Genomic DNA, 8,382 nt, shown 5'->3' with positions numbered 1-8,382 from the left:
TATGGCTCACCATCTAATCAGCTGAAAACCTTGAGAAAATGGTGTGATATTTAATCCTTATCTACTACAGCCCCAAACCCTTTATCCGGCTAGGTGACAAAGGGTAAGCCACGCCTTGATTGTCTTGCTCTAATGAAAACAAAGTTTCAATATTAAGTTTGGCGGCTTTGGCGTGAGAATATTGAACCAAAAGATTGGGCAACATCATAACAGGCGCCAATATTCTACCGCCAAGGATTGAGCAGGCAATCAGTCCGCCCATGGTCATATCACCTGCCATAACGACAAATGAACCTACAATCACAATGCCTACATAACTCACCTGTTGCAGCATTTGCGTAAAATAAGTTAAGTTGTCGTTAGCATGCTTCATACTTAAATCATTTTTGATAGTGACAGCCATCGCATCAAGCCAGCGTGACAAGAACTTCCAGCTCCCTGCGCCAGCCTTTATGGTCTCAACCCCCTCTACAGCTTCTACTAACAAACCTGTCTTATAATAAGAAGCCGTGGCTCCTTCAGCTGCAATCGTATCAATACGTTTACGAGCCAACAATCCTATTGTAATGGCTATAATAGCAGCGACAACCGGAACGATTGCTACTAAAGGAGAGCCTATGACAGCGACTAAAGTAATAAAAATAATGGTCATAGGCAGATCTACAAGACCAAATAAGGTACTAGCGGTAAAAAAGCTACGGACTTGCTCATAGCCTCGTAGCTGAGCTGCCATAGAACCAACTGACCCTGGCATCTGATCAATACGTACTTTAAGGAGTCGTTGGAATACTTCTCGAGATAAATACTGATCAAGACCCACAACCACTTTGTCCATAATCTTCGATCGAGAAAATTTCATAAACGCTTCGAACAGTATAACCAGCAGCACACCACTGGCCAGAATAATCAAAGTGTATTCACTACGGGTGGGTATCACACGATCATAAACTTGCATCGAAAACAGTGAGACGGCCAATGCCAACATATTGATCAAAAAAGTGGCAATAACGGCTTCAAAAAGTATGCCCTTATAGTTACCTAAATCTGACTTTAATAACTCAGAAAAGGACGCTTTACGCTGTTTGATATGATCGTTTTTTAAGCGAATACGTAGGATTAATAATAGCTCATCAGTATCAGTATAGGTGTGCTTCTTTTCTTGCCGAAAACTCCAGCGCTTTTGCGGCGTTTGGCTGTCAATCACCCCCCAACCTAAATCTGCTCGATAAGCCAATAATGGTAAAAAAGCAGCATCTGGCTGTTCCAATATCTCTGGTACATCATCGACACCAAGATCTTTTAAAACAGCCACCACACTTTTTAACTCGTACAGACTTTGAGATTGCTTGGAAAATAGCTCACTATGCTGCTTTACAATATCATTTAAGCGTACATTATCTATTGGATACCCTTGTTGACTAAGTATATGCCTAATGGCCTCTACAAAGGTCGAGATCCGTTCAACCTTATTGATATCGAGCTGCTGAACGCTATGATCGATAGAAGGCGTTTTTTTAGGTTGTAAATTTGAACTCATACTCATCGCTTATTTAATATTTGGGTCCAAGGCATGGCTAGAAAATCTGGTTATCTTCTATGTTCTTTCGTTCAATGGGTATCATCTTGTTCGACTATCGGGGTAATACTATAGTCTTCATTCAACATAATATAATCACCTTTGTTCAGGCTATCTTCTGCAGTAGCAGGAAGTCTAATATCTACGTAACCTTCGTCTATCTCTGATTGGTAGCCAAGATTACGGCTTAAACTTGTTTTGTCTTGTTTATTGATCCATTTTTTTACAGGATCTATCGGGCTAAATAAGGTCACAGGTTTACGGTTATTGGCAAACTTTTGCCACTGCATAACTCCAAAATCTACTTGCAACTTATAAAATGCGCCCAACATGTTCGCTCGCGTTTGCGCCAGTTGGACTTGATAATCATTGTGCTCTCGTACCGCGTTTAACACTTCAAGCCATGATTTGCGTCCAGCAATAAACTGCCGACGATAAGAGTTAACTACAATCTGTGCCCCAGCAACAGCAGCGATTAGGGATACCTCCCTATCTTTGGCACTAACAAACTGCTGATACTGTACCTGAATGTTTTCTAACACACTGCGACGCGCTGCTTCTTGGGTTTGCACCAAACTATTGACCTGAGCTTGCGATGCTCGTGCTAAAGCAAGATTAGAAAACCCAGCACCTGGGGTATAACTTAATCCCAGTGAGAATTTGCCATCATTCTCACTATTTTCATGATAGTAAGCATGTTCATATTGGACATAAACAGTAGGATACTGAGCCGCTTGTTGAGCCGAGACTCCTTGCTTGGCGGACTCGATTTGAAAGTGTTCCTTGACGACCTTAGGGTTATAAAAACTGGCTTGGTCAAATGCCATTTTTTCAAAACTGGTTGATTGTTGCTTCGCTTGATTGGCCAGTATTTTAATGTTCGGTATACTCATTGCTCCCATTTGAGACAATGGCTGACCGATAATTTGCTCAAGCCTAGCTGCAGCAATACGTTGCTGCTCGACTGCAGCCTGATAAGCCGTTTGCTCTTGTAAGATGCGGTTAGTGACTAAGTCAAGCTCAATACGAGCTGAAACACCTTGATCGACGCGGCGCTGCATCATAGCTTCAAAGTCATTTAGCTCCTTTAACCCATCAGCATGGACACCTTGTTCTGCAATGGCTTGAATATAACTTTGCCACGCATCGATAGTCGTTTTAGCGACTTGGTTTTGTTGCTCGTAAACATACTCTACCGCAGCTTTATCATCAAACATGGCTTGATTGACATCCGCTGTCAGCTTACCTCCAGTCCATACAGGCTGACGAATAGTCACTTGTGATACAAAGTCGTCCTCTCTATCGTAGCCCGAGCTCACGCTTGGTGTCGGTAAAAGACTCAGTTTGGCGGCATTAATGCCTTCTGTAGTAGCTTGTTGTTCCGCTCGTGCTGACTCTACTAAAGGATGCGTCTTTATCGCCTGCATAATTAAGCTATTAATTTGCAAATCTTTTATCGCTGCTTGAGCCGTCATCGTAAAACCCATACATACAGCTAAAGCTGACAGTTGGCTGTATAGTCTTAAGCGACAAGATAGGTTGTTCAGATTGAAAACGTTTTTCATATTAGATGTCAGTAATTGCTATATAGATATATTTCTGAGTTTGCTGAATTTTAGAGCGTCAAACCGTGGAGTAACATCTTAAAAAACAAGTGTAAAAAACGCTTCCATAACGGAAGCGCTCTTAAACTCAAAATATACTTAAATGATATTAGTAATGTCGCTATCGATATAGATCTGAGAAGCTAAGTTACTATCCACTTGCCATACATCATAGGTTTGTCCCTCATTGTCGGTAACGGATTGTGCAGTTTTAACCCAATTGTCTCCTTGAAGATCCACTGTATCATCACTGTTACCTTTCACGTAGATAGGATTCGACGTTTCAGCTCTAGCCACATCTTCTTCTCGAGCAGTTAACGTATTAGCACTGATACCGCTGATGTCGATGACTTCTGTTTCAAAAACATCTGACAAGCTAATGAGCTGACCGGCTCCGGTCAAGTTTAAAGTATCAAACCCTTCACCCATATTGAGTAACGCTGAGTCAGAGATATTGCCAGCTAAGTTAATAGTGTCTGAGCCAAGCCCCGTATAAATGACACTGTTAACATCTTCGTTTATATCAAAGATATCGTTATCTGTATCAGAAGCAGCCGTGTCCATACTTAGATTCGATACACTCATGCTTGACGTACTGATGCTATTTGCTTCCCAATTGATACTGTCTAACAACTCGTTTAAGTCGGTTGCTGTGACTTGCAATAGCGCTTCAAACTCAGCATTACCATTACGATCTACCATGAGCATGCCGTTCTCATACTTTAGGTAATCACCAATATTTTCTGCTGTCTGGTTGCCATCAAGCAGTCCAGTAATATCGATCTTATCGCCTTGTATTGCGCTAAAGTCGGTCCAAGTATCAACGCCATTGTTACCATTACCACCTAGAGTACCGCCTAGGTTGTCAAAAGAGATGGTATCAGCACCTGCTCCCATCATGAAAATATCATTGGCAGCAGAGCTAACAGCGCTATCATTATGGATGGAAGCTGTGATGGTCTTACCCACGTTAATCTCTAACGTTGCCGACTCTTTGACACCTGTTATAGAGACAGTCTCATAGACAAATGTTTCAACTCCATAAATCCCACCTTTTGGTACATATTGGTAGGATCCATCTTTACCGACAGTCAAGGTGCCGTACTGCCCCTCAATCTCAATTGACTTAGCGCCTTGATTTGCATCAGCCACAAAGACTTCTAAATTACCGATTTTTAGCTCAGCAATGTTGGCTGTACCTGTGTCATTATCAAGTAATGATCCTGTTACTGGTGTGATAAAAGAAGCAGTGTACTCATCGGTATGAATAATACTGGCTACGAAATCAATTTTTTGCATAACTCCGTTTGTTGACGTTACTTGCAATGTATATTGACCAGCGTTTAAAGACATGTCTGTACGTATTACATTTAGATCAATATCTTTACCTGCAGTTGTCGTAAATGACCATGTTTCATTTGTCGTTGTGTTTTTAAGCGCATAAGTGATAGTCATGTCTTTTTTGCCTAGACCCAAAACACCAGCTCCTAGGTCTGATTCACCTTTGACAGCTATGGTAAAAGCTTGACCCACTTTGCCTTCACTAATTTCAAACTCTTTAGAATAAGACTTACCATAGTTTGAAAGAATGTCGTCTCTTTCATGGTATTCAACTGTAGATTCGACATTACGCTCTTGCACTATAGTCTCATCAAAGTCATTAACTGCTGTATGCGTGCTGATTTTGATGTTTAGTTTTTCAACGATTGATTTTCCGTTAGCATTTTGCGTCACAAGCTTAAAAGAATCTACTTTTCCATAAGGTGGCTTCCAATCAGCGCCAGTGTCCGCAGGTTTTTCGACGTTGTAACTATAAGTGCCGTCACTGTTAATAGTCAATTCCCCATATTGACCTTGAACGATGGTTGCTTGTCCAGGCTCTACTAGCTGATCACCAACCTTCAACAGTACAGTGCTACCATCTTCAGTCACATCTTGATCAGTGACACTGCCAGTAAAGGTAAGCGGTGTGTCATAGTCATAAAGCTTATCCTCTACTACCTCTAGACCAGATCCAGAGGCGACATTGATTCCGCCTTTTGGCACCAATATGGCACGGTACACCCCTTCATCAAACTTAAGAGCTAGCTCTTTGGAGACACTACCACCAATAATAGTAGTGAACCAATTATTCTCAGCGTGTACTTGAACGAAATTACCTGTTGCTTCGTCTAGTTTATAAATAAACAAGTCGTGCTGAGTACCGACAGAAACTACGCCGCCGCCATCACCTTTAAATGTCAGTTCGCGTACTTGGTTCTCACCGACACTAAACTTCATCGTACCCTTTCCGCCTAGTACATCAGCCCCAAGCACTGGGCCTAATACACCTAGGTTTACAAGGCTAAAGCTACCAACTTTATCAATAGGGACATCCGTTCTATCTGCATCCAAAACTGGCGTTGGCTCGACATCAACGACGACGGTTGCGTCTATATCGATACGCTCTTCAGCTGGAACAATGTTTAGCTGAATAGTCAGGTCTGCAGAAGAACTATTGCCATTAGGTGAAGTCACAATATAAGTAAAGGTTTCTTCGCTACCATAAGGGCCACGGAAATCAGTATTTACTATATATTCATAAGATCCATCAGCCTGAATGGTTAATGTACCATACTGCCCCTCTATCAAGGTTGAGCCATCTTCAGAAATAATCGTACCGTTAATAGAAGTTACAACAGAGTTTGCTGGTAATTCGTCTTGTCCAAACTTAGCATCATCATCAGTTAAGATATTGCCATTTGCTGAGCCACTCACAGACTCAGCATTGCCATAGTCTAAAGTGGTGTCTTTGGTAACACGAATTGAGTAACCAGTCAGGACAGCAACGCCTTCACCAGGAGCCATCAAAAATGCCCATTTACCTTGAGTAAGATCAAAATTGGTGTCTTTACCTTTGCCGCCCAATAATCCTGCGACAACCCAATTTTCCGAAACAGATTGCTGCTCCCATTGGTTCGTAGACTCGTTTAACTTATAAACGTATAAATCACTTGTGGCACCAATTGCGACACCACCAGCATCTCCATGCATAGTGACTTGTCTAACCTGGTCTTGTCCAACATCAAAAATAATCGCGTTGTCACCCAGACCTGCGACGACATCAGCACTCAGAATAGGACCTAAACCAACAGTGACAAGATCAAAAGACGTATTGCTCTGCGGTGCGTTTTCTGTCGTTGTCGGTACAGCATCAACCACTAAATCGACGAAATCATCGGCAGCAGCAATCACTTCAGCCACGCCGGCTACCAACTGAGTCGGTTCAGAGACGTTACCCGATGCGTCTGTAGCAGTGATATCTAAGATAGTGCCTTTTTCTAATGCAGGCTCGAAGGTATGGCTAAAGTCGCCATTACTATCAGCAGTCCCTTCAGTCACCAGCTGACCTTTAGAGTCGTATACTTTAACAATAGCATTGGCTTCTGTCTGAACGGTTAGGACCTCGTTGGGGCCATCAAGCTGGACAGCAGGAGCAATAGGGGCGATAGTATCTACCGTAGTTGCTGTCGCTTCTGTCGGCATTGATACATTACCCGCAGCATCTTTGATCGTTGCCGTTACGGTTAAAGCCGTACCTAATACTGGCGCTGGTACTTTCACAGTTGTACTGCCCGCTGCAATATCAGCAGCCACTAATGCTTGTTCAATATCATTCACAGTAACGGTGTCACCGACTACTGCGTTTGCTGGCAAACCTACGATAATATCAACGTTATTATCTGCATCAATTTCGTTCTCGGTGATATCACTATCGCCATTACCAATCGCCACAGTTGGTGCATCGGGCGCAATGGTATCACGCACGGCATTCGCAACGACGGCAGGAGAGACTTGGCCATTGGAGTCTTTAATCGTAGCAGAAGCGACCAACTCTACCCCTTCATCAGGCGCTGGTACTCTAATCATGACCTGACCGTCTTCTATATCTTTAGCAGCGAGAACCTGCTCGATACCGTTGACGACAACTACATGACCGGCTACTGCATCTACTGGTAAACCAACAACAACCTCAACCTTACTATCAATAATTTCATCAGCAGTGATAAAGTCATCACCGTCACCGATTACTATACTTTCAGGCTCCTCTGGAGTTGAAGTAGTATTGCGTGTAGCAGATGCGGTTATAGGAATTGACTCTTTACCGACTGGATCTTTGATCGTAGCTTCGACAATTAGCGCCTCCCCTTCTACTGGTGCTGGCACTTTCACCATCACGTTACCAGATACTACGTCTTGAAACGTCAATACTTGCTCAATACCGTTTACTATTACTGTATAGCCAGCCAGCGCATCTTTTGGCAACTCGATAATGACATCAACGTTGTCATTAGAAATCTCATCGGCAGTGATAAGAGCATCACCGTCACCGATCGTTACGTTGCTTGGAGCATTTGGCGTATCAGTATAAACAGTAGCAGTCGCTTTAGAAGATGCTGATTCATTACCCGCACGATCTCTAATACTGGCAATAACCTCCAACTCTTCTCCATGAGCTGGCACTTGGATTGCTAATACTACCTTTTTTGCAATGATATCTTGCTCTGTTAATACTTGCTCAATACCATTTACGATAATCGTATCGCCTGTAATAGCGCCTTCTGATAGGCCAATAGTGACATCAACTTTACCGCTGATAATATCATCTACGGCAAAAGTAAAAGCAAAGGTAGCCGGAGCAGCGTCAGCATTGCCGTTATCAATCTCGTCAGGCGTTATAAAAGCATCGCCGTCACCGATCGTTACACTGACTGGTTCAGGAGGAGTCGTATCTACAGTAACTGTTACAGTAGGTGCAGCAGCGCTCACGTTATTAGCAGCGTCTTTAAGGTTATAGCTGAGGGTATGTTCACCCTCTGTAAGCGCGGTGTCTGGCGTTAAGGTCACGCTGCCATCTTCGTTAGTGATCGCGGTTGATGGCACGACGTTGCCATCAATCACCAGTTGCGGGGTACCCTTAGCAACTTGATCAGCCGGTACGGTGACACTTGGGGTGGCGTCATTAGTGACCCCGCCCTCTTCAATGGTTTCTGGAGGATCTAGGACCTCACCACTGCCATCGTTGGCCACGTTATCGGTAATCACAGGCGCAACTACTGGCGCCTCAGGAGCGGTGGTATCTGGAGCAGTAGCAGGCTCTGATTCAACTGAGGTGTTGTCCGCGTCGTCGGTTGCTGTGGCGTTGATCACCTCACCATTGGT

3 protein-coding genes are annotated in these 8,382 nt (G+C 43.4%); all 3 read right to left on the bottom strand.

The window, feature by feature from the left end; genetic code table 11:
- Positions 1-64: 64 nt before the first annotated feature.
- A complete protein-coding gene (locus Q0895_RS13305; RefSeq protein ID WP_366139953.1) occupies positions 65-1,537 on the bottom strand; it encodes an ABC transporter transmembrane domain-containing protein in 1,473 nt (490 codons plus the stop codon).
- Positions 1,538-1,608: 71 nt separating this feature from the next.
- Positions 1,609-3,051 (bottom strand): TolC family protein, encoded by a 1,443-nt coding sequence (locus tag Q0895_RS13300; protein ID WP_299189735.1) that lies wholly within the window; start codon positions 3,049-3,051, stop codon positions 1,609-1,611.
- A 228-nt stretch (positions 3,052-3,279) separates the two neighbouring features.
- A partial coding sequence (locus Q0895_RS13295; protein ID WP_299189733.1) for a BapA/Bap/LapF family large adhesin occupies positions 3,280-8,382 on the bottom strand: 5,103 nt, incomplete at its 5' end.

The organism is uncultured Psychrobacter sp. (genome assembly GCF_947495825.1).
In the GTDB taxonomy this organism is placed as follows: domain Bacteria; phylum Pseudomonadota; class Gammaproteobacteria; order Pseudomonadales; family Moraxellaceae; genus Psychrobacter.
Note: the sequence above shows the minus strand (reverse complement) of the source record. Positions and strands in the feature narration are given on the sequence as shown.